At 39.7% G+C, this 1259-nt stretch carries 2 protein-coding genes; both read left to right on the top strand.

The window, feature by feature from the left end; translation table 11 throughout:
* Positions 1–733 (top strand): ABC transporter permease subunit (locus VXQ92_RS18810; protein ID WP_416682822.1); only part of this gene is annotated, 733 nt, incomplete at its 5' end.
* Positions 711–1259 (top strand): ATP-binding cassette domain-containing protein (locus VXQ92_RS18805; protein ID WP_416682823.1); only part of this gene is annotated, 549 nt, incomplete at its 3' end. The genes VXQ92_RS18810 and VXQ92_RS18805, both read left to right, overlap by 23 nt.

The raw sequence follows: 1259 nt of genomic DNA, 5'->3' as shown, positions 1-1259 counted from the left end.
CCTCATAAGATTTTCTTACCAGACTCCTAATTTAGACTTGGCTGTACCTGTGCCATCGCCACCTTCTAAGCAGAACTGGTTAGGAACAGATGACCAAGGGCGAGACGTGCTTGCACGTATTCTCTATGGGCTTAGAGTTTCATTACTTTTCGGCTTGGCTTTAACAGGTTGTGCAGCACTACTTGGTATTTTTGTGGGTGCTATACAAGGCTACTATGGTGGCTGGGTCGATTTGTTGGGGCAGCGACTGGTAGAAGTTTGGAATGGTTTACCCATGCTCTTTATGGTCATGATTTTGGTCAGCATGTTTACCCCAAATGTATATTGGCTATTTTTTATTATGCTGTTCTTTAGCTGGACTGTACTTGTGGGAATTGTCCGTGCCGAATTTTTAAAAGCGCGTCAACTTGACTATGTGCGTGCGGCTCAGGCTTTAGGTGTAAATGATAGAACAATTATCTTTAAGCACATTTTGCCAAATGCCATAAGTTCTAGTCTATCGCAGTTACCTTTTATTTTGACGACTAATATTATTGCTTTAACCGCACTTGATTTCTTGGGCTATGGCTTGCCGCCAGATGCAGCCTCTTTAGGTGAGTTGTTGTTGCAAGGTAAAAATAACTTAGACGCACCGTGGTTGGCTTTATCTGGGTTTTTTAGCTTAGCTTTTGTATTGTCATTATTAATTTATATTGGGGAGGCGGCACGTGATGCATTTGACCCAAGAAAATAACTTAAGTGAAGATGCTAGCTTGCTAAACATAGAAAACCTTTCAATCTCTACGCAAGATCAGACTTTATTAGAAGGTCTCAATTTACACTTACAAACTGGTGATACGCTTGCAATTGTAGGTGAGAGTGGTTCAGGTAAAACAATAAGCTGCTTGGCAATGATGGGATTATTACCAGAAAAATTAAAAACATCTGGTCGTATTATTATTGATTCAAAAAATATTTTAGAAATAGACGAAAAGACGCAAACACACATACGCGGCCGCCAAATTGCCATGATTTTTCAGGAGCCTTCTACTGCTTTAAATCCATTGCATCGTGTTGAAAAAATTGTCGGTGAAAATTTTATTTTACAAGGTGGGTCAAAAGCGAAAGCTCAACAGCAGGTAATTCAATTATTAAAAGATGTAGGAATTGCTAATCCAGAGTACATTTTAAAGCGTTATCCGCATGAACTTTCAGGTGGTCAAAAACAGCGGGTGATGATTGCGGCTGCGCTAGCTCTTCAACCTAAAATTTTAATTGCA

It is taken from the genome of Acinetobacter sp. 228 (genome assembly GCF_048147885.1).
The sequence above is the reverse complement of the archived record's forward strand: the minus strand, read 5'-3'. Positions and strand labels throughout refer to the sequence as shown.